The sequence below is a fragment of the Pseudomonas sp. SWRI18 genome (genome assembly GCF_014268345.1).
GTDB classification, from domain to species: domain Bacteria; phylum Pseudomonadota; class Gammaproteobacteria; order Pseudomonadales; family Pseudomonadaceae; genus Aquipseudomonas; species Aquipseudomonas cedrina.
The window spans coordinates 1-24,948 of record NZ_JACCQQ010000008.1 but is presented as its reverse complement, the minus strand read 5'-3'; the positions used below and the strand labels follow the sequence as shown (position 1 = coordinate 24,948).

Below are 24,948 nucleotides of genomic sequence, written 5' to 3'. Positions count from 1 at the left end.
TGGTTTAAACGCCGGGCCAGGCTTGCACGAAGGGCGTCAGGTCTTCCTTCGGCGCCGTACGCGGCGGGTTCTGCGGCGTGCCCAGGTAGAGGAAGCCAATCACTTCCTCGCCCGCCGTGAGCCCAAGGCCCTTGGCGACGTGGGCCGAATAGGACAATTCGCCGGTGCGCCACACTGCACCAATCCCCTGTGCATAAGCCGCCAACAGGATGCCATGGGCCGCGCAGGCGGCGGCCAGTAGTTGCTCGGATTTCGGCACCTTGAAATGCTCCTGCAGACGGGCAATCACCACCACCACAAGCGGCGCGCGCAACGGACCGTTCTGCGCCTTGTCGATGGCCGCTTGCGGTGCGTCGGCATCCTGCAGGCGGGCCGCTTCGGCCAGCAGCGTGCCCATCTGCTCGCGGGCAGCGCCTTCAACCGTGAGGAAACGCCAAGGCCGCAATTGCCCGTGGTCGGGCGCACGCATGGCTGCGGCGAACAGCACGTCGCGCTGCTCCTGGGTCGGTGCCGGTTCCAGCAAGCGCGGCACGGAAACACGGTTGAGCAAAGCGTCGAGAGCCTGCATGGCCACCTCCAGAGAAAAATGTGCGGTCATTCTAGCGGGAATGAATCGGATTCGACCAAACGATAATTGCTCTTATTCATTGCGCCCCGCCCTGTTAAACTTTGCGCCCTCATTTTGTGTCTTCGCTCGGGAAACTCGATGTTCCGTTCGCTTTTTTGCCTGTACGCAGCACTGCTGGCCTTGAGCCTGGCTGCCTGCGATGACGCGCCTCGCTTCACCCAGGCCGAGCCCGGTGAATCGCGAGCGGGCGGCGTCGCGACGGTGAACAAGCGCGACCAGAACGCGTTTTCCCTGCCTTCGGCCAACCTGTCGCCCACGCGTCGCCTGGATTTCAGCGTGGGCAACAGCTTCTTTCGCAGCCCCTGGGTGATCGCGCCGTCCACCACCACGGCGCGTGATGGCCTGGGCCCGCTGTTCAACACCAATGCCTGCCAGAACTGCCATATAAAAGACGGTCGTGGCCACCCGCCGTTGCCCGACGCCCCCAATGCGGTGTCGATGCTGGTGCGCCTGTCGATCCCTCTGTCTACCCAGGATCCGCCGGACTATGCGCGCCTCATCGAACAGACCGGCGTGGTGCCCGAACCGGTCTACGGCGGGCAACTGCAGGACATGGCGGTGCCCGGCGTCGCGCCCGAAGGCAAGGTGCGGGTCGACTACACCCCGGTGAACGTCACGTTCAAGGACGGCACGGTGGTCGAGTTGCGCAAGCCGGACCTGCAGATCACCCAGCTCAGCTACGGCCCGATGCACCCGGACACGCGCTTCTCGGCACGCATCGCCCCGCCGATGATCGGCCTGGGTCTGCTCGAAGCCATCAGCGACGCCGATATCCTGCGCAACACCGACCCGAAGACCGCCGCCAAGGGCGCCATCGTCGGCCGCGCCAACCAGGTGTGGGATGACGCCCAGCAGAAAACCGTGCTGGGGCGTTTCGGCTGGAAAGCCGGTCAGCCCAACCTCAATCAACAAAATGTTCACGCGTTTTCTGGTGATATGGGCCTCACCACATCTCTCAGGCCCTTTGATGACTGCACCGCCACCCAAGTCGCCTGCAAACAGGCACCCAACGGCAATGGCCCGCAGGGCGAGCCGGAAGTCAGCGACAATATCCTGCGCCTGGTGCTGTTCTACACGCGTAACCTCGGCGTGCCGGTGCGCCGTGACGTCGACTCGCCGCAGGTGCTGGCCGGTAAGAACCTGTTCTATCAAGCGGGCTGCCAGGGCTGCCATACGCCGTCGTTCACCACGTCGGCCTCTGCCGCCGAACCTGAACTGGCCAACCAGGTGATCCGCCCCTACAGCGACCTGCTGTTGCACGACATGGGCCCGGGCCTCGCCGACAACCGCACCGAATTCAAGGCCGGTGGCCGCGACTGGCGCACACCGCCGTTGTGGGGCATCGGCCTGACGCAGACCGTCAGTGGCCATACCCAGTTCCTGCATGATGGCCGCGCCCGCAACCTGCTCGAAGCCGTGCTGTGGCATGGCGGTGAAGCACAGGCGGCGCAGCAGCATGTGTTGTCCTTCAATGCCGAGCAACGCGCTGCGTTGCTGGCGTTCCTGAATGCTCTATAAGCTTTGCCCCACTTACAGAAGGGAGCTCGACATGTTCCGTCCCAAGTTGTTGTTCACCAGCCTTGCCGCCCTTGCCCTGGGCGCCTGCTCGCCCCAGGACCCGCAAGCGGTGACCTCGGCGGCCATCGCCAAGCAAGTGATCCTGCCAACCTACAGCCGTTGGGTCGAAGCCGACCGCCAATTGGCCGTCAGCGCCCTGGCCTATTGCCAGGGCAAGGAAAGCCTGGATACCGCCCGCGCCGACTTCCTGCATGCGCAGAAAGCCTGGGCCGAACTGCAACCGCTGTTGATCGGCCCGCTGGCTGAAGGCAACCGTGCGTGGCAGGTGCAGTTCTGGCCGGACAAGAAGAACCTGGTCGGCCGCCAGGTCGAGCAACTGGTTGCCAGCCAGCCACAGATCGATGGCGCGGCCCTGGCCAAGTCCAGCGTAGTCGTGCAAGGCCTGTCGGCCTACGAGTACATTCTCTATGACGCCAAGACCGACCTCGCCGACGACGCCCAGAAAGCCCGTTACTGCCCGCTGCTGGTGGCCATCGGCGAGCGTCAGAAGGCCCTCGCCGAAGAAATCCTGGCCAGTTGGAACAGCACCGACGGCATGTTGGCGCAGATGACCAAGTTTCCGAACCAGCGCTACGCCGATTCCCACGAAGCCATCGCCGATCTGTTACGCGTCCAGGTGACCGCCCTGGACACCCTGAAGAAAAAGCTCGGCACGCCGATGGGTCGCCAGACCAAGGGCATTGCGCAGCCGTTCCAGGCCGACGCATGGCGCAGCCAGTCGTCCCTGCAGAGCCTCGAGGCCAGCCTCGCCGCTGCCCAGACCGTGTGGGTCGGGGTCGACAACAAAGGTTTGCGCGGCCTGTTGCCGTCCGAGCAGAAGCCGCTGGCCGACAAGATCGACGCCGCCTATGCCGCATCCTTGAAACTGTTCGCCAGCAACCAGCGCACCCTCAATGAACTGCTGGCCGACGACGCCGGGCGCCAACAGCTCAACGACCTCTACGACAGCCTCAACGTTGTCCACCGCCTGCACGAAGGCGAGCTGGCCAAGGCGCTGGGCATCCAACTGGGCTTTAACGCCAACGACGGTGACTGATGATGCTCAGGCGACAGGTTTTGGCCGTTGGCAGCGTGCTGCTCAGCGCGCTCACGTTGGGTGGCTGGACGCTATTCAAAGGCAAATCCGCGGGCCCGCTGCTGCTGTCGGCGCGCGATGATGCAGACGGCAAGCACTACGCCGTGGGTTATCGCCTGGACGGCAAACAAGTGTTCGCCACCCAGGTCGGCCAGCGTTGCCACGACATCATCAACCACCCGACACTACCGATTGCGCTGTTTGTAGCCCGTCGCCCGGGCACCGAGAGTTACCTGGTCGACCTGCGCAATGGCGCGCTGCTGCAAACCATCACCTCCAACGCCAATCGCCACTTCTACGGCCACGCGGTCATCCACAAGAGCGGTGACTGGCTGTACGCCACCGAAAACGACACGTCCGACCCCGGCCGTGGGCTGCTCGGCGTGTACCGGTTCGAAGGCGAACGGCTGGTGCACAGCGGCGAAATCTCCACCCACGGCATCGGCCCGCACCAGGTGTCGTGGATGCCCGATGGCGAGACCCTGGTGGTGGCCAACGGCGGCATACGTACCGAAGCCGAAAGCCGCGTGGAGATGAACCTCGACGCCATGGAACCGAGCCTGGTACTGATGCAGCGCGATGGCAGCCTGATCAGCAAGGAAACCCTGGGCCAGCAGATGAACAGCGTGCGCCATATGGGGATCGCCAGCGATGGCACCATCCTCACCGGCCAGCAATTCATGGGGCCGTCCCAGGAGCGCTCGGAGTTGCTGGCGATCAAACGTCCGGGCCAGCCGTTCGCGGCCTTCCCGGTGGCCGATGAACAATTGCAGGCCATGGGGCACTACACCGCCAGCGTCGCGGTGCACAGCGAACTGCGCCTGGTGGCGTTGACCGCGCCACGGGGCAACCGCTTCTTCATCTGGGACATGGACAGCGGTGCGCTACGCCTGGATGCGCCCTTGCCTGATTGCGCCGGCGTGGGCGCAGTGGACGATGGGTTTGTCGTGACATCGGGCCAGGGCCGTTGCCGCTTCTACGATTGCCGCCAGAAACAGCTGGTAGCCAAACCGCTGGAGTTGCCGGCTGGGCTCTGGGATAACCATCTGCATCTGATCTGACGCTCAGGCGCTCTCCCCGTAACACTCGTACTGCCCCTACAAGACATACGGAAATGTCTTTCACCCCGCGATCTGTATCCCTACAGAAACTCCCGACTTTACTGCTTATCCCTCCCTTCTTTCTCGTGAAAACTGCGGCGCTCATCGGGCCGCCGGACGGTCCTGCCTGTGCGCCCTTCATGCAGCGCCGCGCAACCTACCCCCATAAGGAACCAGCCATGCCGGGCCGTCGGATGATTACCATGCTCAGCATCGTCCTGTTAGTCGTACTGATGCTTGCCAGTTACAAAGCGCTCTGGGTTTACCAACAACTGCAGATTCTGCATGCGCCGAAACCGCCCGTGAGCGTGGCGGTGTCCAGTGTTTTTGAAAAACGCTGGCAGCACCAGTTGCCGGCGGCCGGCACGGTCAAGGCAGCGCAAGGGATCGATCTGAGTGTGCAAATGCCCGGCGTCGTCACGCAGTTGCTCTTCGAGTCGGGACAAGCGGTCGAGGCAGGGCAACTGTTGCTGCAGCTTGAGCATCAGACCGAACAGGCCGAGCTGGACATGGCGCAGGCCGACCAAAGCCTGGCCCGGCAGAACTTGGCACGCGGCAAGGAACTGGTGGCGATCAATGCCATCTCCCGAGGCGAGTACGACCGGCTCAGTGCCGAGTTCAAGCGGCACAATGCTATTGTTGCGCAACGTCACGAAGCGCTGAAAAAGAAACACATCGTCGCCCCTTTCAGCGGCACCATTGGTATTCGCCAGGTCGACAGGGGTGACTTCCTGCAAAGTGGCACAGTGATCGCCAGCCTGCAGGACACCAGCAGCCTTTTCGTTGATTTCCATGTCCCCGAGCAAGCCGCGCAACTGATCAGGATCGGCCAGTCGGTTCAGGTCGAAGTCTCCGCACGCCCGGATGTTTTCAGCATCGCCAACGTCAGCGCGATCAACCCGATCGTTGATGACAGCACCCGAAATGTGTTGGTCCGCGCGACCCTGGCCAACCCACCCGAAAGCCTGCTGCCAGGCATGTTCGCCGACCTGCGGATACTGCTGGCTGACCCGGCATTGCGCACGGTAATCCCGGAAAGCGCGATCACGTTCAGTCCCTACGGCCAATACGTATACGTTGTGACACAACCCGACGACAGCGAGGGGCAGACGCTGCATGAGGACGGTACGCCGGTCCTGATCGTCGAGCGCCGCCTGGTCCAGACCGGCGAGCGGCGTGATGGCCTTGTGGTGATTGAACAAGGCCTGCATCAGGGTGAACAGATTGTCACTGCCGGCCAGAACAAGCTGGAGCATGGCACCTCGGTGCGCATCAGCATTGACAGGACTCAGCCAGGTGACCGGCCACTGCCGGCCCGTCGGGAGCATCAGGAATGACCTTCACCGACCTGTTCATCCGCCGCCCGGTACTTGCGCTGGTGGTGAGTCTGCTGATCGTGTTACTGGGCTTGCAGGCCTACGGGAAACTGCCACTGCGCCAATTCCCAACAATGGAAAGTGCGCTGATCACGGTGACCACGGTTTCCCCGGGTTCAAGTGCCGAAAGTGTTCAGAGCTACATCACCCAACCGCTGCAAAAGAGCCTGGCAAGCGCGCAAGGCATCGATTACATGAAGTCTTCCAGCCGCCAGAACATTTCGGTCATCTCGATCTACGGCCGAGTCGGTGCCGACAACGACCGCTTGTTCACCGACCTGCTGGCCAAGACCAATGAAGTCAGGAACCAGTTGCCTCGCGACATTGAAGAGCCGATTTTGAGCAAAGTCGCGGCGGATAATACCGCGCTGATGTACCTGAGCTTTTCCAGCGAAACCATGAACAATGCCCAGATCACCGATTACCTGCGGCGTGTGGTCCAGCCTCGGCTGGTGACCCTGCCGGGGATGGCCGAAGCCCAGATCATCGGTAACCAGAGTTTCGCCATGCGCCTGTGGCTGGACCCGATAAAACTCGCCGGGTTTGGTTTGAGCGCCAGCGAGGTCGCGCAGGCAATCAAGCGCTACAACGTGCAACCCACCGCAGGTGATGTGACCGGTGAATGGGTGGTCACCAGCGTCCAGACCAACACCGAACTCCAATCGGTCGAGGGCTTCAGTGCGATCCCCCTGAAAACCAATGGCGACAGCCAGGTACGCCTGGGTGATGTGGCACGGGTGGAAATGGGCTCACAGAACTACGAGAGTTTCAGTACGTTCAACGGTGTGCCTGCTATCTATATCAGCATCAAGCCGACCCCCGAGGCCAACCCGCTGGAATTGGCCAGGCACGTTCGCGAACTGCTGCCGCAATTGCAATCGCAGGCCCCGCCCGGCCTGGACGTGAACGTTGCCTATGACTCGACGCTGTACATCAACGCATCTATCGACCAAGTGCTGTCCAGCCTGATGGAGGCCGTGCTGATAGTCGTGCTGGTGGTGTTTTTATTTCTCGGTTCGTTGCGTTCGGTGATGATTCCGGTGATCACTATTCCACTGTCCTTGATCGGCACGCTGTTCTTCATGCAAGCAATGGGGTACTCCATCAATATCCTGACGCTGCTGGCCATGGTTCTGGCGATCGGCCTGGTCGTCGATGATGCCATCGTGGTGATGGAAAACATTCACCGGCATATCGAAAGGGGTCAGTCCCCCCTTGAAGCTGCAATCAGAGGCGCAAGGGAGATTTGTGCGCCAGTGGTGTCCATGACCATCGCACTGGCCGCGGTGTATACACCTATCGGTTTCCTGCAAGGTCTTACGGGTGCGTTGTTCAAAGAGTTCGCCCTGACGCTCGCTGGCGCCGTCGTGATTTCCGGTATCGTGGCGCTGACGCTGTCACCGATGATGTGCGCCGTGCTGCTGCGCCCAGGGGAACAGCCAAAAGGCCTGGCCCTGATCCTGGATCGTTTCTTCAATACATTGAAAAGCCGCTATCAGCGCCGCCTGCATCAGGTCATGAAGGCACGCTCGGTGGTTCTGGTATTCGCCCTGCTCGTCCTCGGCCTGATTCCGGTGATGCTCATGTTCACCCTGTCGGAACTGGCCCCCGATGAGGACCAGGGCCTGATATTCATCCTTTCCAATGCGCCGCAGCCGACCAACCTTTCCTATCTGAATTCTTATACGCAAGACTTTATCGAGCCTTTCAAGACCCTGCCCGAATACCAGACTTCATTCCAGATCAACGGCCTTGAAGGCGTGCATTCGGGGGTCGGGGGCTTTCTACTCAAACCCTGGAAAGAGCGTGATCGGACACAGGCGCAGGTCCTGGGGCCCTTACGCGAAAAACTCGACAGTATTCCCGGCCTTCAAGTCTTCGCCTTCAACCTGCCCTCCCTGCCGGGAGGAGGCGAAGGGCTGCCGTTCGGGTTCGTGATCAGTTCCCAGCAAGACTATGAGTCGATGATGAGCGTGGCCGAACGCATCAAACAGCGCGCGATCGACTCAGGGAAGTTTGCCTACGTGGACATCGACCTGGCGTTCGACCGCCCCGAAGTGGTGATCGACATCGACCGGACCAAGGCCGCGCAAATGGGCGTATCCATGGAAGACCTGAGCCTGACGCTGGCAACTCTGCTGGCGGAAACGGAAATCAACCGGTTCAGTATCGAAGGCCAGCTCTACAGAGTGATTGCCCAGGTCGAGCGCACCTACCGGGACAGCCCGCAATGGTTGAGCCACTACGCCGTCAAAAACGCCAAGGGTCAACTGCTGCCTCTTTCGACGTTGATCAAGGTATCCAGCCAACGGGTGCGGCCACGGCAGTTGAATCAGTTCCAACAGCTAAACTCGGTCATCGTGTCCGGGTTTCCAATCGTGGGCATGAGCAATGCGCTGCAAACCCTGCAAACCATCGCCGAAGAGGAGGCGCCGCCCGGTTACGCCTTCGATTACAGCAACGCTACCCGCCAGTTTGTTCAGGAGGGAAATGCGCTTTGGGGCTCTTTCGGCCTGGCATTGGCAATCATCGGCCTGGTGCTGGCGGCACAGTTTGGCAGCCTGCGCGACGCCATGGTGATACTGATGACGGTGCCGCTGTCGATATGTGGTGCATTGGTCGCGCTGTTCCTGGGCTGGTCGACCCTGAACATCTACACGCAGATCGGCCTGGTCACGTTAATCGGCCTGATCAGTAAGCACGGCATCCTCATCGTCGAATTCGCCAACCAACTGCGCGAGGAACAAGGCCTGTCACCCGGCGCCGCCGTCGAGGAGGCCGCCGCAATCCGCTTGCGACCTGTGCTGATGACGACCATGGCAACTGTGTTGGGGGTGATTCCGCTGATTTTTTCCAGCGGAGCAGGCGCGGTCAGTCGGTTTGATATTGGCCTGGTGATCGCCACCGGCATGTCGATCGGGACGCTATTCACCTTGTTCGTCCTGCCCACTGTGTACACAGTGCTGACCAAGGCAGACCCTGCAGCCCGGACAGCCGGCAGCGCATCCCTGCCGCGACAATCCCGGCTTGAGTGATAAGCAGGTGCGATTTACGTGCAAAAAAAGGCCTCGCATGGCGAGGCCTTGTATTGTTGTCTGAACCGTTTCAACTCTGCGGCCTCATGCCTTGCGACATGCCGAACATGAACAGCAACAGGTCATGATCAGGCTTGACCGCCACACTTGCCTTGGCAACGCGCGGCAGCGGGCATTGCTCGCCACTGTGCGTTGCACTGAGTACCTGTGTGCGAGGCTGTTCCCACGCCGCCAGCGCCACGGCTGCAACGCCCAGCGCCCCGACCAGAAACAAACCTCGTGCTATTTCTAGCTTCATCTGCTTAAACCCTTGATAGCGCTGCCAAACGCCGTCTCGTAAAAGTAGCTGAGTTTTTGCCAGTCGGTATCGCTCCACGACGAATGGCGGCGCAATTGCAGCATGTCATGGGACGCTGCTCGATAAGCGGTCAGGCGCTGGCGGCATTTCTCGAAATCCAGCAGCGCCACTTGTACGCTGGCCGAGTCACCTTCGCCGGTCACCCGTACGAAAATATGTTTGATGTACAGGCAGCCATGCTGCCAGCGGCCTTTGTGCATGCGCGCCAGGGTGCCGGCCAATTCCTTGAGTACACGCTCGTGTACCCCCTCACCGTAGCGCTCACGGCCACCGGCGGCGTACCAGTTTTCAATTTCATCGAAGCCGTCGAGGGCGGCTGTCACCAGCAGGGCCTGCCAGCGGTGCTCAGGGTCGCGGCGCGCTTCGCAGAACACCATCTCCGGGACGCGCACTTCCAACAGGCGCAGGCCTTTGATGGCGTCGCGCTCGCGCAACACGGTGGGGCGGCCGAAGGGGTGCAGCCAGCTGCGGTAGATATGTCCGGTCTGGCGCTTGCTGTAGAGCAAGCGTCCATTGGCGCTCATTACGCGCTGCACGCCACTTTCACCACCCCGCCGGCGGTTGGGCTCTTCAACCCACTCGCCTTGCTGGCGCCAGAAATAATCGAATCTCTCTTCGGGAGCTACGTGACTACCTGCTACGCACTCAACTGCCATCGTGTTACCTCTTGCGCAATACATACACCCGCCACATGGCGTACAGCGGTATGAAGTCCAGGGACTCCTGAACACGAAAACCGGCTTCCTCGAATTCCGCTTCGACAGTAGCAGCCGGTAACACAAATCTGTTTTGGTAACCTTCCTGCTCACCTTTCTTGCGACGCTGCCCTTCGAGACGCTTGCGCTTCCAGGCTTTGAAATTGCCGTCGACCCACAGCGAAATGATCACGCTGTCACGGGTAACGCGCTGAAACTCCCGCAATATCGCCAGCCGGTGCGCCGGGTCACCAATGTGGTGCAACAGGCGCATACAAAAAATGCTGTCGACCGAGTTATCCGGCAGATCGATATCAAATGCAGATGTCTGCAAGGGCCGTACCCGTTTCACCACTTCGGCGGGCTGGGCGACCGACGCGACCTTCAACATGGATGCAGAGTTATCGGCACCGATAATCACACGGTTGGGTTTTTCGGCCAGCAGCGGCCAGAAACGCCCGGCTCCGCACGGCAGGTCAAGCACCAGGCCGGGCTCACCCGCCATCGCCAGCGCGCCACGGGCCAATTGCTCGTCGCGTTTGTGGGACAACCGGCGAGCCAGATTGTCCTGATGCTTGAGCAAATATTCGTGGGCATGCTCGTCGTCGTACTTGTCGGAAAATTCAAGTTTGATCGGGGTCGACATCTTGCAGATCTCCAGTTGCTGATGCCGACAACCTTAGGCAGCAGTCTGTGATCAAGAGGTCAACCCTTTGTGAAAAACTTGTCCTGTCCAATCCCCATACATTTCAAGACTTTACAGAGATAAGCAATAGCATGGGGCCATCTTCGCCGAATTGCGGGGACCTCTGGCAGGATAACGGCAGAGGGTGGAGTCAGGCGCTGGCCTGACTCAATTGCACATGAAAGCGACAACCATTGGGCTCCATGGTGCTGAGGCTCACGCTCCAACCCTGGTTCTCGCAGATCCGCTGGACCAGTGACAGACCCAGGCCCAGGCCGTCCCCGCGCTTCTCGTTGCCGCGCACGAATGGCTCGAACATCGCTTCGCGTTTGTCTTCGGGAATGCCCACACCGGAGTCCTCCACCACAAAGCCACTCGGCTCCAGGGTAAGCCGAATGAAGCCTTGCTCGGTGTAATGCAGGGCGTTGCGCAGCAGATTGCCCATGACGGCGTGCAGGAAGGTGGCGTTATAACGGGTATCCAACGGGTCGCCCGGCTGGTAGATCAGCTCCAGGCCCTTGCGCTCGATAGGTTCACGCCAGATACCGAGCAGGTCATCGGCCACCTGCTCCAGGGTAACCTGGGGCGACATGGTACCGTCGTCATGCTCGGCGCGGGCCAGCATCAGGAAGGTCTGCACCAGTTCGCGCATTTCTTCGCAGGCACGGGCAATGCGCTCGACCTGGTTACGCCCACGCTGATCGATCGCCGGGTTTTCCAGCAACAGTTCGCAGGAGCTGGCCAGCACCATCAAGGGCGTACGCAACTCGTGGCTGACGTCGCTGGTAAACAGCTGCTCACGGGACAGCGCCTGGCGCAGGCGCCCCAATGTGGCGTCGAACGCCACGGCCAGCTCTCCCACTTCATCCGCTGCATAGTCCGGCGCCAACGGCGGTGCCAGGCCCAGCAACTGGTCACGGTGACGTACCTGGCGGGCCAGGCGCACGACCGGCGCCATCACTTTGCGCGCCAGCACCCAGCCAAGAAATACCGCCAGCGCCAGGCTGAGCACGAAGCCCACCATGACCACCGCAAACAGCACCCGCTCGCGCTCTTCGAAGTCGCTCTGATCCTGCAACAGCACGTAGCGTCGGCCGTCGACCACTTCGACCATGGCGTGGTACGACAGCGATTCGCGAAACACTTCATGGAAGCCGGGCTCAAGGTGGCGCAAGTCCTTGGGCAACTCAAAGTCGCCAGGCCCGCCGCTGAAATAGAACAACTGGTCCGGCTCGGGCCGGTGCCGCCAATCCTCGACCGTGTCCATCAGCAGCAGTCGTTGCAGGTCTCCGCCCAACCCTGCCGAAATCAGCTTCTCTTCGACCAGGTGCACGGTCGCGACGATGCCCATGGCGAACGCCCCCGCCACCAATGCGCTCATCAACGCAAAAGCAATGATGATCCGCTGGGCAAGGCTCTGCTTAAACTCCATCACGACCCTCGGCCAGGCGATAACCGACGCCGTGCACCGTTTGCAGCAACGGCTTGGCGAACGGTTTATCGATCACTTGGCGCAGTTGGTGAACGTGGCTGCGCAGGCTGTCGCTGTCCGGGCAGTCATCGCCCCACAACGCTTCTTCGAGAATCTCGCGGCGCAATACGTGAGGGCTCTTCTGCATCAGCACCGCCAAAAGCTTCAGGCCGACCGGGTTGAGCTTGAGCAGGCGACCTTCACGGGTCACTTCCAGGGTATCGAGGTCGTAGCTCAGGTCGGCGACTTGCAGGGCGCGACGTCCGCCACCCTGAGCACGGCGCAGCACCGCTTCGATGCGCGCGGCCAGCTCCGACAGGGCAAACGGCTTGAGCAGGTAATCATCGGCGCCGGACTTGAAGCCCTGCAGGCGGTCATCCAGTTGGTCGCGGGCAGTCAGCATGATCACCGGCGTGTCGCGCCGCGCATCTTCGCGCAGCCGTTTGCACAGGGTGTAGCCATCGATGCCGGGGAGCATAATATCGAGCACGATCAGGTCGTAATGCTCGGTGGCGGCCAGGTGCAAGCCCGACAAACCGTCCTGCGCACAGTCCACGGTGTAACCCTTCAACCCCAGGTAATCGGCCAGGTTGGCCAGAATATCGCGGTTGTCTTCAACCAATAAAATTCGCATGGGCAGTGTCTCCGTACGCGGTAACGGCCGTGATGGCTCGCGCAGCTTAAGGCCAAGCGGGGTTCAGGGATAGGCCTTGAGGGCCCGTCGATAAAGCTTTTCAACCAATGTTCGTGATGAACGAGATTTTCACTATGACTTCACATATTGAGGACAGTGCACAGGCGAAGATACCCGATTAATTTAATGACCTACTGCGATTTTAAGTGTGTGTGGCTTGCTTGCGATGGCCATAGGTATCTACACAACTGCTGCTGTTGCTCTGGCTTTTGATCTTGATCTCAGGCGCCCCGTCAAACACGCTGGCCGAACGCAGGCTTGAATCCGTGGGTAACCCGGCAGGACGCCGGGTTAGCCGCCCCGCGCCATGGATGGCGCGTGGCGGCGGCCCACGGATTCAAGTCTGCGTTCGGGCACACCGAGCCTAAGCGAGGTGCCGAGTGTTGGGGCAAGAGCGTTTTGCTTACTTTTGCGCTTTTCAAAAGTGAGCCGCCGTAAGGGCGGAACCAATAGCAGTCGTTACCGCAGAAATGGATATGTACTCGGTCAGATCCAAAAAATAGTCGCCTGACAGACCGCCATCGCAGGCAAGCCAGCTCCCACAGTTGACCGTATTTCAAATTGAAATAAAAAAAGCCCCGCCTGCATCACTGCAGGCGGGGCTTTTCGGTACGGGGGTAAGGCTGGCTTACATCATGCCGCCCATGCCACCCATGCCGCCCATGTCTGGCATACCGCCGCCAGAACCACCGTCTTTCTTCGGTGCTTCAGCGATCGCCGCTTCGGTGGTCAGGATCAGACCGCCGATGGAGGATGCCGCTTGCAGCGCCGAACGAGTCACCTTGGTAGGGTCCAGGATGCCCATTTCGATCATGTCGCCGTATACGCCGGACGCAGCGTTGTAACCGTAGTTACCCTTGCCGTTCTTGACTTCGTTAACCACAACGCTTGGCTCGTCACCGGAGTTGGCGGCGATCTGACGCAGCGGTGCTTCAACAGCACGACGCAGCACAGCGATACCGACGTTCTGGTCAGCGTTGTCGCCGGTCAGGTTGGTCAGGGCTTCCAGAGCACGGATCAGCGCAACGCCACCGCCAGGTACCACGCCTTCTTCGACGGCTGCACGGGTTGCGTGCAGGGCGTCTTCAACGCGGGCCTTCTTCTCTTTCATTTCAACTTCGGAACCGGCGCCAACCTTGATCACTGCAACGCCGCCGGACAGCTTGGCCAGACGCTCTTGCAGTTTTTCACGGTCGTAGTCGGACGAAGTCTCGGCAACCTGGGCACGGATCTGGGCGATACGCGATTCGATGTCGCCTTCAACGCCAGCACCGTCAACGATGATGGTGTTTTCCTTGGAGATGGTCACGCGCTTGGCGCTACCCAGGTTTTCCAGGGTGGCGCTTTCCAGGCTCAGGCCGATCTCTTCGGAGATAACGGTACCGCCGGTCAATACGGCGATGTCCTGCAGCATGGCCTTGCGACGATCGCCGAAGCCTGGAGCCTTGACGGCCGCGACTTTGACGATGCCACGCATGTTGTTCACAACCAGCGTCGCCAGGGCTTCGCCTTCAACGTCTTCGGAAACGATCAGCAGTGGGCGGCCGGCTTTGGCAACGGCTTCCAGTACTGGCAGCATTTCGCGGATGTTGGAGATTTTCTTGTCGACCAGCAGGATCAGCGGGCTGTCCAGCTCGGCAACCATGGTGTCCGGCTTGTTGACGAAGTACGGGGACAGGTAGCCACGGTCAAACTGCATGCCTTCTACAACCGACAGTTCGTTTTCCAGGCCCGAGCCTTCTTCAACGGTGATCACGCCTTCTTTGCCGACTTTTTCCATGGCTTCGGCAATGATGTCGCCGATGGAGCTGTCGGAGTTGGCGGAGATGGTGCCTACCTGAGCGATAGCCTTGGTGTCAGCGCATGGCTTGGACAGGTTTTTCAGCTCGGCAACGATAGCGATGGTCGCTTTGTCGATACCGCGCTTGAGGTCCATCGGGTTCATGCCGGCAGCGACGGCCTTGTAGCCTTCGTTGACGATGGCCTGGGCCAGAACGGTGGCAGTGGTGGTGCCGTCGCCTGCGTCATCGTTGGCACGGGAGGCAACGTCTTTGACCAGCTGCGCGCCCATGTTTTCGAAACGGTCTTCCAGTTCGATTTCTTTTGCTACCGAAACGCCGTCCTTGGTGATGGTCGGAGCGCCGAAGCTTTTCTCGATGATCACGTTACGGCCTTTAGGGCCCAGGGTCGCTTTTACCGCGTCAGCCAGGATGTTGACACCGGTGAGCATTTTCTTGCGGGCGGAATCGCCGAATTTAACTTCTTTAGCAGCCATGATCGATATTCCTTAAATACTTTGTAGTAACGGGAAAATGAGCGGGAAAATCAGTCTTCCAGAACGGCAAGAATCTCGTTCTCGCTCATTACCAGCAGGTCTTCGCCGTCGACTTTCACAGTGTTGCTGCCGGAGTAAGGGCCGAAAACAACCTTGTCACCCACTTTCACGGCCAGCGCACGTACTTCACCGTTTTCCAGAGCCTTGCCCGGACCCGCAGCCAGAATCACACCGTGGTTGGCTTTTTCAGCAGCCGAACCTGGCAGGACGATGCCGCCAGCGGTTTTCTTTTCTTCTTCACTGCGACGGATAACGACGCGGTCATGCAGAGGACGAAGCTTCATTGTCGATCTCTCCTAATTGTGTTTTTCATCGGCCGGTATCAATTCCGGCGGGTTAAATTCCGGCGGTGCCGGTCGCGGCTCGCAGGGCGAGACGCGGAAGTCTGTCTAGTGTCACCACCAGAAACCTTGCGGTGACCCTTACATAAGGGCGCCGGCGGTGATTACAAGGGGTTGCAGATGAAAATTTTTGTGTCTGACACGGGGTAAATGCAGCACGGCACCCGAAGGTGCCGTGCAGGTGGAGCGTTTATTTGTTGTCGCGGTGTTCGAATTCGCCTTCGATCACATCCCCTTCTCGGCCCAACGGCTGGCGCGGAGCCGGACCGCCACGGGGTTGCAGGTCATCGGCGAAGGCACGCTGGCGAATCGCGGCCTCCTCGGCGCGCTGGCGCATCTTGCCCGCCAGCAGCTTGCGAGTGACCGGCAGCAACATCACCAGGCCGACCACGTCACTGATAAAGCCCGGCAGGATCAACAGGCCGCCGGCAAGGGCCATCATCAGGCCTTCAAGCATGGTCTGCGCGGGCAGCTCGCCACGGTTCAGGCTTTCACGGGCACGCAGCGCCGTGGCCAGGCCGGCGACGCGCAGCACCAGGACGCCGAGCATCGAGCCGAGAATGATCAACAGCAGGGCCGGGAAAAACCCGATCGCGCTGCTGACTTGAACGAATACGAACAGCTCCAACACCGGAAACAGCAGAAAGAGCAATAAAAAAGGGCGCATCAAATGGTTCCTCAACGCAAGAATGCCTTGCCAGTCCACCTTAGATGACGTCGCCATTTCGTGAATTCAAGCGTCAACGGCTTCTTTTTTCGGCCAAACCTCGGCGTGAGCCAATGAAACCAGGGCTTCGCGTACCTGTGTCGGGGTGTTGCAAGATTCTGCAAACGGCAACCAATGCAAAGACTCACCGATGCGCAGGTGCATGCCTTCGCTGTCGATACCGGCCAATTGCGCAGGCTGCGAAGCAGGCAGGCCGGCCAACTCGACGTAGTGGGCCAGGGCCTTGGCGTGATCGCTGTTCATGTGCTCGACCATGCTGCGCTCGGCCTTGCCCGCGAACGGGTTGGCCAGGGTCAACTGGTCGACCCAGTGGATCGCGCCAAAGCCGCCGATATAACGGTGGCGCACCGGCTTGAGTACCCAGAAATCGAAGTCGTGGGCCTTGTGGTAGTTGGCCGAGTCGGGGAAATAGCGGTAATAACGCTCGGCCGCCGCCTCGATGGCAACGCCCTCCTCCAGTTTTTCGGCTTGCGCCAGGTAGGTCAGGCGCCCGACCGCCTGCACGTCATCCGCGCCCCGCTCACCTACCAGCAACGAGCACTTCGGGTCTTTTTGCAGATTATGGGTGTGCTGGGCGATACGGCTGATCAGGATCAACGGATGGCCCTGCGCGTCGAGGCAGTACGGCACGACCGACCCGAACGGGAAGCCAGGCATGGCTTTGGACTGTGTGGAGAGAGCCCCACGGTATTCCTTGAGCAACAGCTCTCGGGCGTTCCTGGCAACCTGTGCGCTCAACGTTTGACTCCTCGGGTATGCAGCCGCCCATGGCCTATGGGAGGTGATCTCAACGCAAGGTAATCAATAACCGCAAAGGTTGCCAGGCAGTTTTGTTCGTCGGTATTACCAAGCCACGCCAAACCCTGCGGTGTAGCGCGTCTTGCTCAGGCTGCTGTCGGAGTCGCCGCTGATAACGTCGCGCTCGGCCTTGAGGTTGAGGGAGGCCCATTCGGTGACTTTGTAGCGCAGGCCCATTTCCGCATCCAGCGAATACGCCGACGGCCCGCCGATGGGCTTGCCGACTTCGCCGTCGGTGAAGAATTCGACGGTCTTGCCGATCAGGTAGCGGTTGTAGCTCCACTTCATGGCCAAGGAATAGAAATTGTCCTTGCCGCCATCGGCGTATTCGTAGTCAGTGCGGTTGACCAGCGAGCCGAGGGAGAAGGCGCCCAGCTCATCGTCCCAGAACTGATAGCCCGGGCCCGTACCGACGGTGCGTTGGCGGGCCAGGTCTTCGACCTTGTCGCGCTTGTAGGCCAAGCGCCCCTGCCAGAACCAATGCTCGGTCAGGAAACGGTCCAGGTCGTATTCCAAGGCCCAGTTGTCGGTGGTGGTGACATCGTCCTGGAATTCGCGGTTGTATTCGCCCTGTCCGGTATGGCGCCATTGGCCATGACGAGCGGTGGTCTTGAAATCGACGTCGTAATCATTGGTGTCTTTGTCGGCACGCTTATAGTCCAGCGCCATATCCATATTGCCTTTCCACACCAGGTCCGTGATCACAGGCTTGGGCTTGATGATCTGCTGGATGCTGGCCAGCTCGACGGTCTTGGGCGCTTCGCCATTGGCCAGTACCACTTTGCCGTCGTCGGCCGCTTGCAGCGATTTGGCCTTCTCGCCAGTGTAGGCGTCCTGCTTGACCAGCAGTTCCTGGTCGCTTTCCAGGGTTTTCACCTGCTTCCAGTCCACGGGAATCGCGCCCGCATAATCGGTCTGGATCAGCAGCTTGCCGCCGTCGAAGACCTTGATCTTGCCGGTCAGGCGGTCACCGTTCTTCAACCAGACGGTATCGGCCAGCAAAGGCGTGGAGGCGCTGAAAACAGCGAGGCATAGCAGGGTTCTGGACAACATAAGCGGATTCGAGGCTCGAAGTTGGCGAAAAAGAAGGCATTATCGTGTCAGCTACGACTGACTCAAGGATTTATGTTCAGTTCAATTGCCGAGACCATGTTTACAGACGTTTCTTACAATAAGACAGATGATCTCAACGGATACCCACAGTGAATCAACCCGCCGAGCCCCCTCAAAGTCCCGCCGAAATGCGCCGCACCGCGCTCTACCTGACGTTGGCGCAAGTGCCCGAAGGCTGCGTGGTGAGCTACGGCGAGCTGGCCCAACTAGCTGGCCTCGGTCGCGCGGCACGCTGGGTTGGCCGTACCCTGAGCCAACTGCCCGACGACACCAAATTACCCTGGCACCGCGTGCTGGGTGCCGGTGGTCGGATAAGTCTGCCGGTGGGCAGTGCCTCGGGTGACGAGCAACGCGCACGTTTGCGCGATGAAGGCGTCACAGTCCGCAATAATCGCGTGGATATTCAGCGCCATGGCTGGCGCCCGGTAGAGCACAGCGGTTAGAGTGCGCGCTTTGTTTCCGTGAATCTGAGGCAGACTCCAGCCCATGCCCCGTAAAACCTGGCGCGCCGCGCTCGCCGCCTATGCCAGCCCCTCGACGTTAGTGCTGTTGTTGCTCGGCTTTGCCGCCGGCTTGCCTTACATGTTGGTGTTCTCGACGCTCTCAGTGTGGTTGCGTGAAGCCGGTGTGGCGCGCGAGACCATCGGTTATGCGAGCCTGATCGGCCTGGCCTATGCCTTCAAATGGGTCTGGTCGCCGCTGCTCGACCAATGGCGCCTGCCGCTGCTCGGTAAACTCGGACGCCGCCGCTCCTGGCTGGTGCTGGCCCAATCGCTGGTGATCCTCGGATTGATCGGCATGGGCTTTTGCGACCCGCAGAAACACTTGTCCTGGTTGATCGCTATCGCCGTGGTCGTCGCCTTCGCGTCCGCCACCCAGGACATCGCGGTTGATGCCTACCGCCTGGAAATCGCCGACGACAGCCGCCAGGCCGCCCTCGCCGCCAGCTATATGTCCGGTTATCGCATCGCCGCCCTGCTGGCTACCGCGGGCGCACTGTTTTTCGCCGAAGGGTTCGGTTCCACTGGCTTCAACTATAAACACTCGGCCTGGGCCGGCACCTACGTGCTGTTTGGCGTGCTGATGATCCCGGCGCTGCTGACTACCTTGTTCATGCGCGAACCCAATGTACCGCTGCGCACCCAGCTGCAGGCCGGGCGCTACAGCTTCGTGCATCAGCTCGCCTCGGTGTTTGTGCTGATCGTGTTGCTGGTGTCGGTTCCGGCGATGTTTACCCAGTTGTACAACACCGATTTCGCCAGCGTGGTGTTCCAGGGCGTAAGCCTGTGGGATTTGCTGATGGACGATCGCGCGTTCCTGCGTGCCATCCTCTATATAACCCTCACTGCGCTGTGCCTCTCGGCCATGGGCCGCCGAGGCCTGGCGCCGGTGCTCACGCCGGTCAACGACTTTATCCTGCGCTACCGCTGGCAGGCGTTGCTGCTGCTGGGGCTGATCGCCACCTATCGCATGTCCGACACGGTAATGGGCGTGATGGCCAACGTGTTCTACATCGATCAGGGCTTTACCAAGGACCAGATCGCCGGGGTCAGCAAGATCTTCGGCCTGATCATGACCCTGCTCGGCGCCGGCATGGGCGGCCTGTTGATTGTGCGGTTCGGCATTTTGCCGATCCTGTTTATCGGCGGAGTGTTCTCCGCCGGTACCAACCTGCTGTTCGTGGCGCTGGCCGACATGGGCCCCGACTTGCAGATGCTGATTTTCACCATTTCTCTGGATAACTTCAGCTCAGGCATGGCGACGTCGGCCTTCGTTGCCTACTTGTCGAGCCTGACCAACCTCAAGTTTTCCGCCACCCAATACGCCCTGCTCAGCTCGATCATGCTGCTGCTGCCGCGCCTGATCGGCGGGTATTCGGGGGTGATGGTGGAGAAGTTCGGGTATCACAATTTCTTCCTGATTACCTGCATGCTGGGCGTGCCGACGTTGCTGCTGATTGCGTTGCACTGGTATCAGGAGAATCGGCGGATTCGGTTGAATCCGCCTGAGGAAGACTGACCCAACTCGGTTCTGTGGGAGCTGGCTTGCCTGCGATGCGCATAGGTATCTACACATCTTTTTTGAGGCCATGCGAGCATCTGTAGTGAGCGGGCTTGTCCCGCGCTGGGCTGCGAAGCGGCCCCAGACCAGGCGACTTGGATTTATCTGGGACTCGGCGGCGTTTTTATTGGGGCGGCTTCGCTACCCAACGCGGGACAAGCCCGCTCACTACAAAGTTGTGTAGATACCTATGCTGCGATGCGGACGGCGCGGTGCATCTGTTGCACCGAGGCGATTTCATCGCAGGCAAGCCAGCTCCCACACAAAGCCCTGCACTTCTGACGCCTGTACTCCGACAGCAACCGCCCGTACAATCCCAAGTCATTTCAAGTCCAAGCAACCGACAACGGCCTACCATGCGTACCAGTCAATATTTGCTCGCCACACAGAAAGAAACACCTTCCGACGCGGTCGTGATCAGCCATCAGTTGATGCTGCGCGCCGGCATGATCCGCAAGCTCGCTTCCGGCCTGTACACTTGGCTGCCCATGGGCTTGAAGGTGATGCGCAAGGTCGAAGCCATCGTTCGTGAAGAAATGAACGCCGCCGGCTCTCTGGAAGTGTTGATGCCGAGCACCCAGCCGGCTGAGCTGTGGCAGGAATCCGGGCGCTGGGAAGAGTACGGCCCCGAGTTGCTGCGCTTCAAGGACCGTCACGGCCGCGATTTCTGTGCCGGCCCGACCCACGAAGAAGTGATCACCGACCTGATGCGCAACGAGCTGAGCAGCTACAAGCAGCTGCCGCTGAACCTGTATCAGATCCAGACCAAATTCCGTGATGAGATCCGCCCGCGCTTTGGTTTGATGCGCGGCCGCGAATTCATCATGAAGGATGCCTATTCGTTCCACCCTGACCAGGCATCGCTGCAGGTCACCTACGACCGCATGCACCAGGCCTACTGCAATGTATTCACGCGCCTGGGCCTGAAATTCCGCCCGGTTGAAGCGGACAACGGTTCCATCGGCGGTGCCGGCTCCCACGAATTCCACGTACTGGCCGAGTCCGGCGAAGACGACATCGTGTTCAGCAACGGTTCCGACTACGCGGCGAATATCGAAAAAGCCGAAGCCGTGCCACGGGAAACTTCGCGCCCTGCACCGGCCGAAGAACTGCGCCTGGTGGATACACCGGACACCAAGACCATCGCGGCCCTGGTGGAGAAATTCAATCTGCCGATTGAAAAGACCATCAAGACCCTGATTGTGCGCGCCGAAGAAGAAGGCAAGCTGATTGCGCTGGTGATCCGTGGCGACCACGAACTCAACGAAATCAAAGCCGCCCAGCAGCCTGGCGTGGCCAACCCGCTGGTGATGGCTACCGACGCCGAGCTGCGCGACGCCATTGGCGCCGGCGCCGGCTCGCTCGGCCCGTTGAACCTGCCGCTGCCGATCATCATCGACCGTTCGGTCGAACTGATGAGCGACTTCGCTATCGGCGCGAACATCGACGACAAGCACTACTTCGGCGTGAACTGGGAGCGCGACCTGCCGGTTCCGACGGTGGCCGACCTGCGTAACGTGGTGGCCGGCGACCCGAGCCCGGACGGCAAGGGCACGCTGGAAATCAAGCGCGGCATCGAAGTCGGGCACATCTTCCAGCTGGGCAACAAGTACAGCAAGGCGATGAAGTGCGAAGTGCTGGGCGAGAACGGCAAGCCGATCACCCTGGAAATGGGTTGCTACGGCATCGGCGTGTCCCGCGTGGTGGCCGCTGCCATCGAGCAGAACAACGACGAAAAAGGCATCATCTGGAGTGACGCGCTGGCGCCGTTCCAGGTCGCGCTGGTACCGCTGCGTTATGAAACCGAGCAAGTGCGCGAAGCCACCGACAAACTCTATGCCGAACTGACGGCGGCGGGTTTTGAAGTGTTGCTCGATGACCGGGACAAGAAAACCAGCCCGGGCATCAAGTTCGCCGACATGGAACTGATTGGCATCCCGCACCGGATCGTGGTCAGTGACCGCGGCCTGGCCGATGGCAATCTGGAATACAAGAGCCGGACCGAAGCCGAAGCTCAACCGTTGCCGGTGGCTGACGTGCTGTCTTTCCTTCAGGCGCGTATTCGTCGCTGAAAACCAGATCAAGAGAAGTCATGTTCAAGCGAAACACCAGAGCCCTGGGGGGCGCTGCCTTGTGCGGCGCCCTGCTGGTCAGCGGCTGCGCCAACCAGATGTCGCAACGCAGTGAGCACGAGGAGCGGGTCGAGCGTAAGTTGCTCGACCACAGCCTGCAGATCGATGTAGGCGAACCCAAAGTGCTGGAGCTGCCGCAACGCCGGGTTCGCATTCATGAGCAGAAGACCTTCGAGGTCACCGAATTCGAAGTCACCCGTCGCTACGACCGCTACACGCCCTACCAACCCTGGCGCAAGCTCTATGAGATGCCCCTGGGTGCGGTAGCGTTGGTGGCGGGCGCCGGTGCCAACGTGGCGAATATCTTCGCCCTGGGCAACCTGCCTACCAGCATGACCCACGATTGGCTGATCTACGGCGTGGACGGTCTCAACCCGTTCATGAACGTGCAGTCACACGGCCGTGCGCAGCAGAACCTGGCGGGTATCGATGAAGTCCAGCGCGACAAGCGTGTGGAATATTCGAGCCTGCCGTGGAGCGAACGGCCGGTACAGGTCACCGCCGGCAAGCAGGTGCATGAGCTGACCACCGACCGCAACGGCGTGCTGCGCCTGAACCTGTTGGACAGCCCCTTTGCCGAGCAGGACCTGAACCGCGTCACCACCTTGAAGATCAGCGTTGAAGATGGCCAGGACGATGTGCATTCGGACTCGACCCTGGCGGTCAGCAACACCTTGCGTGGCAAGTTGCTGGAAGCCCATGGCCTGATCTACGACGACCTGGAAGACGACGAAGTCAGCCAGTGGGTGCACCGGGTCAAGCGCCTGTCGGAGCTGGGCCTGGAAGAAGAAGCCAGCGAACTGGAACAAAGCCTGATCGAACTGACCCGCAATGATCCGGAGTTGCAGCAGGAATTCCTGCAGGCGCTGACCAAGGATGCGGGGCGGCTCGTCGCGGACCCAGGCGCCCGCTGAGTTTCAGGCTGGATGAAGATCCAATGTGGGAGCGGGCTTGCTCGCGAATGCGGTAGATCAGTCAATGCATCCGTTGACTGACACGCCGCCTTCGCGAGCAAGCCCGCTCCCACTTTTGGCTCTCGGTTTCTACCAGGAGAACTCCAACTGTTCGTTGCCGCCACTCAAATCCAGCAACCGCACCCCAATCCCCAGCAACCGCACCGGCTTGCCGCCTCGGTTGAACGCCTGGGTCATCAACTGTTGATAACTTTCCAGGTCCCGCCCCGCCCCCGCCTGCTCCAGGGTGGTCTGGGTAAAGTCATGAAACTTCACTTTGACGAACGGCTTGCCCGCCCGGTAGCTGCTGTCGATACGCGCCATGCGCCCCGCCAGGGTGTCCATCAGTTCAGGGAGTTTGGCCAGGCAGCTCGGGAGATCCGGCAAGTCCACGTCGTAGGTGTTTTCCACACTGATCGATTGCCGGCGACTGTCGTTCTGCACCCCGCGATCATCTATCCCACGGGCCAGGCTCCAGAGTCGCTCGCCAAAACTGCCGAATTCGCGCACCAGCGCCAGCTTGTTCCACTCGCGCAGTTGCAGGCAGTCTTCGATGCCCAGGCGCGCCAGTTTGTCAGCGGTCACCTTGCCGACCCCGTGTAACTTGCTGACCCGCAACTGCGAGACAAAATCTTCGACGTGGTCCGGGGTAATCACAAACAACCCGTTGGGCTTCTTCCAGTCGCTGGCGATCTTGGCCAGGAACTTGTTTGGCGCCACACCGGCGGACACGGTGATGTGCAGCTGGTTGGAGACGCGGCGGCGAATATCCTGGGCGATGCGCGTGGCGCTGCCGCCAAAGTGCGGGCTGTCGGATACGTCCAGATAGGCTTCATCCAGGGATAAAGGCTCGATCAGGTCGGTGTAGTCACGAAAGATCGTCTGGATTTCCTTCGACGCTTCTTTATAAGCATCCATGCGCGGCTTGACGATGGTCAGGTCCGGGCACAGCTTCAAGGCGTGACGGGACGACATGGCCGAGCGCACGCCATAGGCACGCGCCTCGTAGTTGCAGGTGGCGATCACCCCGCGTCGGTCCGCCGAGCCGCCCACCGCCAGCGGTTTTTGCGCCAGGCTCGGGTCATCGCGCATCTCGATGGCGGCGTAGAAGCAATCACAGTCGACGTGGATGATTTTGCGCTGCGTCATATAAACAGGGTGTGAACCTACGGGTGGCCAGTATCGCATCCGAACCTGTATATAGCACCAGTAGTTTGAATCTTCCCTCTAAGCGGTAGGAAAAGTCTCCGATGAATTTATTTTCTCAATCGAATTTGGCGTTCCGATAGAGCTGAAACCCTTGGCCGTACTGGGCCGGCGGGCATCCGACAGCCTTTTTGGAGAGCTAACCGATTGAAGCACAAGCGCTTTTCTTTAATTCACGGGTTGACACACTCGCGTTCCTCTGTAGAATGCCGACACACAGACGCGGGATGGAGCAGTCTGGTAGCTCGTCGGGCTCATAACCCGAAGGTCGTCGGTTCAAATCCGGCTCCCGCAACCAAACATCAAAAAAGGCTACTCGAAAGAGTGGCCTTTTTTGTGCGTATCGGTTTTTACAGGCATAACGATTGTCGGACAAAATTCTTGCCTGCCGCGCACTTACCGCGCACAGCAGTGATTCAGCGGTTTAATTCACACTTATTTGACCGATACATCCATTAACGGTTGACACCTCGTCGCTGGACTGTAGAATGCCGGCCACAGACGCGGGATGGAGCAGTCTGGTAGCTCGTCGGGCTCATAACCCGAAGGTCGTCGGTTCAAATCCGGCTCCCGCAACCAAACATCAA

The 24,948-nt window shown here is 60.3% G+C and carries 21 protein-coding genes and 2 tRNA genes; 11 read left to right on the top strand and 12 right to left on the bottom strand.

Annotated elements, in window-relative coordinates; genetic code table 11:
- Positions 1-4 precede the first annotated feature (4 nt).
- A complete protein-coding gene (locus H0Z09_RS11070) occupies positions 5-568 on the bottom strand; it encodes an NAD(P)H nitroreductase (protein WP_076949801.1) in 564 nt (187 codons plus the stop codon).
- 138 nt (positions 569-706) lie between these two features.
- Between H0Z09_RS11070 and H0Z09_RS11065 the strand changes: the two genes are divergently transcribed.
- The 5 genes from H0Z09_RS11065 (at position 707) to H0Z09_RS11045 (ending at position 8,792) form a co-directional block, all read left to right on the top strand.
- A complete protein-coding gene (locus H0Z09_RS11065) occupies positions 707-2,146 on the top strand; it encodes a di-heme oxidoredictase family protein (protein WP_186690473.1) in 1,440 nt (479 codons plus the stop codon).
- 31 nt (positions 2,147-2,177) lie between these two features.
- Positions 2,178-3,242: an imelysin family protein gene (locus H0Z09_RS11060; RefSeq protein ID WP_186690471.1), complete on the top strand. Its 1,065-nt coding sequence runs from the start codon at positions 2,178-2,180 to the stop codon at positions 3,240-3,242.
- A 2-nt stretch (positions 3,243-3,244) separates the two neighbouring features.
- The gene (locus H0Z09_RS11055; RefSeq protein ID WP_186690770.1) at positions 3,245-4,342 is read left to right on the top strand and encodes a DUF1513 domain-containing protein; all 1,098 of its coding nucleotides are present in this window, start codon (positions 3,245-3,247) and stop codon (positions 4,340-4,342) included.
- A gap of 218 nt (positions 4,343-4,560) precedes the next feature.
- The gene (locus tag H0Z09_RS11050; RefSeq protein WP_186690769.1) at positions 4,561-5,718 is read left to right on the top strand and encodes an efflux RND transporter periplasmic adaptor subunit; all 1,158 of its coding nucleotides are present in this window, start codon (positions 4,561-4,563) and stop codon (positions 5,716-5,718) included.
- On the top strand, positions 5,715-8,792 hold the full coding sequence (locus H0Z09_RS11045) for a multidrug efflux RND transporter permease subunit (protein ID WP_186690469.1): 3,078 nt from the start codon (positions 5,715-5,717) through the stop codon (positions 8,790-8,792). Before H0Z09_RS11050 ends, H0Z09_RS11045 begins: the two co-directional genes overlap by 4 nt.
- A gap of 70 nt (positions 8,793-8,862) precedes the next feature.
- Here the strand turns inward: H0Z09_RS11045 and H0Z09_RS11040 are convergent, their stop codons facing one another.
- The 10 genes from H0Z09_RS11040 to H0Z09_RS10995 form a co-directional block, all read right to left on the bottom strand.
- Positions 8,863-9,090 carry a hypothetical protein gene (locus H0Z09_RS11040; protein ID WP_076949806.1) on the bottom strand — a complete coding sequence of 76 codons (228 nt, stop codon included), beginning with the start codon at positions 9,088-9,090 and terminating at the stop codon, positions 8,863-8,865.
- On the bottom strand, positions 9,087-9,806 hold the full coding sequence (locus tag H0Z09_RS11035; protein ID WP_186690467.1) for a lipopolysaccharide kinase InaA family protein: 720 nt from the start codon (positions 9,804-9,806) through the stop codon (positions 9,087-9,089). Before H0Z09_RS11035 ends, H0Z09_RS11040 begins: the two co-directional genes overlap by 4 nt.
- A gap of 4 nt (positions 9,807-9,810) precedes the next feature.
- Entirely contained in the window at positions 9,811-10,491 is a 681-nt protein-coding gene (locus H0Z09_RS11030; RefSeq protein WP_186690465.1) for a class I SAM-dependent methyltransferase, read from the bottom strand.
- A 190-nt stretch (positions 10,492-10,681) separates the two neighbouring features.
- Positions 10,682-11,962, bottom strand: a complete 1,281-nt coding sequence (locus H0Z09_RS11025; RefSeq protein WP_186690463.1) for a HAMP domain-containing sensor histidine kinase — start codon at positions 11,960-11,962, stop codon at positions 10,682-10,684.
- The gene (gene colR / locus H0Z09_RS11020) at positions 11,952-12,635 is read right to left on the bottom strand and encodes a two-component system response regulator ColR (protein WP_026136965.1); all 684 of its coding nucleotides are present in this window, start codon (positions 12,633-12,635) and stop codon (positions 11,952-11,954) included. The genes H0Z09_RS11025 and colR overlap by 11 nt, the downstream gene beginning before the upstream one ends.
- A gap of 688 nt (positions 12,636-13,323) precedes the next feature.
- Positions 13,324-14,970 (bottom strand): chaperonin GroEL, encoded by a 1,647-nt coding sequence (gene groL, locus H0Z09_RS11015; protein WP_186690461.1) that lies wholly within the window; start codon positions 14,968-14,970, stop codon positions 13,324-13,326.
- A 50-nt stretch (positions 14,971-15,020) separates the two neighbouring features.
- The gene (locus H0Z09_RS11010; protein WP_057723898.1) at positions 15,021-15,314 is read right to left on the bottom strand and encodes a co-chaperone GroES; all 294 of its coding nucleotides are present in this window, start codon (positions 15,312-15,314) and stop codon (positions 15,021-15,023) included.
- A 247-nt stretch (positions 15,315-15,561) separates the two neighbouring features.
- Positions 15,562-16,038 carry an FxsA family protein gene (locus H0Z09_RS11005; RefSeq protein ID WP_186690459.1) on the bottom strand — a complete coding sequence of 159 codons (477 nt, stop codon included), beginning with the start codon at positions 16,036-16,038 and terminating at the stop codon, positions 15,562-15,564.
- Positions 16,039-16,104: 66 nt separating this feature from the next.
- On the bottom strand, positions 16,105-16,836 hold the full coding sequence (locus H0Z09_RS11000) for a HugZ family protein (RefSeq protein WP_186690457.1): 732 nt from the start codon (positions 16,834-16,836) through the stop codon (positions 16,105-16,107).
- Between the two features lie 105 nt (positions 16,837-16,941).
- The gene (locus H0Z09_RS10995) at positions 16,942-17,949 is read right to left on the bottom strand and encodes a DUF481 domain-containing protein (protein ID WP_186690455.1); all 1,008 of its coding nucleotides are present in this window, start codon (positions 17,947-17,949) and stop codon (positions 16,942-16,944) included.
- Between the two features lie 188 nt (positions 17,950-18,137).
- Between H0Z09_RS10995 and H0Z09_RS10990 the strand changes: the two genes are divergently transcribed.
- From H0Z09_RS10990 to H0Z09_RS10975, 4 genes are all read left to right on the top strand, one after another.
- Positions 18,138-18,452 (top strand): MGMT family protein, encoded by a 315-nt coding sequence (locus H0Z09_RS10990; RefSeq protein ID WP_189672136.1) that lies wholly within the window; start codon positions 18,138-18,140, stop codon positions 18,450-18,452.
- A 43-nt stretch (positions 18,453-18,495) separates the two neighbouring features.
- Positions 18,496-20,028 (top strand): AmpG family muropeptide MFS transporter, encoded by a 1,533-nt coding sequence (locus H0Z09_RS10985; protein ID WP_186690451.1) that lies wholly within the window; start codon positions 18,496-18,498, stop codon positions 20,026-20,028.
- A gap of 398 nt (positions 20,029-20,426) precedes the next feature.
- Positions 20,427-22,142, top strand: a complete 1,716-nt coding sequence (locus H0Z09_RS10980; protein ID WP_076949816.1) for a proline--tRNA ligase — start codon at positions 20,427-20,429, stop codon at positions 22,140-22,142.
- Between the two features lie 20 nt (positions 22,143-22,162).
- Positions 22,163-23,116, top strand: a complete 954-nt coding sequence (locus H0Z09_RS10975) for a hypothetical protein (RefSeq protein WP_076949817.1) — start codon at positions 22,163-22,165, stop codon at positions 23,114-23,116.
- A gap of 129 nt (positions 23,117-23,245) precedes the next feature.
- Here the strand turns inward: H0Z09_RS10975 and dinB are convergent, their stop codons facing one another.
- The gene (dinB, locus tag H0Z09_RS10970) at positions 23,246-24,304 is read right to left on the bottom strand and encodes a DNA polymerase IV (protein WP_186690449.1); all 1,059 of its coding nucleotides are present in this window, start codon (positions 24,302-24,304) and stop codon (positions 23,246-23,248) included.
- Between the two features lie 278 nt (positions 24,305-24,582).
- On the opposite strand from dinB, the gene H0Z09_RS10965 reads away from it, so the two are divergent.
- Positions 24,583-24,659, top strand: a tRNA-Met gene (locus H0Z09_RS10965).
- 204 nt (positions 24,660-24,863) lie between these two features.
- Positions 24,864-24,940: transfer RNA gene (locus H0Z09_RS10960), tRNA-Met, on the top strand.
- Positions 24,941-24,948 lie beyond the last annotated feature (8 nt).